At 66.5% G+C, this 553-nt stretch carries 1 protein-coding gene; it reads left to right on the top strand.

Going from position 1 to position 553, the window contains the following annotated elements; translation table 11 throughout:
• Positions 1–553 (top strand): type VI secretion system Vgr family protein (locus LQT98_RS23310; RefSeq protein ID WP_231465578.1); only part of this gene is annotated, 553 nt, incomplete at both ends.

The following is a 553-nucleotide window of genomic DNA, read 5'->3' as shown; positions in this document are numbered from 1 at the left end:
CACCCTGCTCGCCAGCTTCGCCTCCGCCTTCAACCAAGACCAGCGCCTGCTCACCCTCAGCCTGGGCGACGGCAGCGTGGCGGCCGAGCAACTGCTGCCGCTGAGCCTGGCCGGCGAGGAAGGCGTGTCCCGGCCCTACGCCTACCAGTTGGTGTGTTTGTCTCCGGACGGCGCGATCGAACTCAAGACTCTGCTCGGCCTGCCGGCCCGCCTCGGTATCCTGGATGCCGCCGGCGCGGAGAGCCTGCGCTGCGGCGTGGTGTCCAAGGTGCAGAGCCTGGGCTCGGATGGTGGCTTCAGCCGCTACCAGCTGACCATCGAACCGCCGTTCGCGCTGCTGCGCCATCGCGTCAGCTCGCGGGTGTTCCAGGACCTGTCGGTGCCGGACATCATCAAACAGATCCTGGCCGAGCATCAGCAAGCCAACCCGGTGTTCGCGCGGGTACAGACCTTGGCGTTCAAGACCGGCCCGGCGTCGCCGCGCAGCTACTGCCTGCAATACCGAGAATCCGATTACGACTTCATCGTGCGGCTGCTGCACGAAGAGGGTTAT

It is taken from the genome of Chromobacterium aquaticum, from assembly GCF_021129195.1.
GTDB classification, from domain to species: Bacteria; Pseudomonadota; Gammaproteobacteria; order Burkholderiales; family Chromobacteriaceae; genus Chromobacterium; species Chromobacterium aquaticum.
Note: the sequence above shows the minus strand (reverse complement) of the source record. Positions and strands in the feature narration are given on the sequence as shown.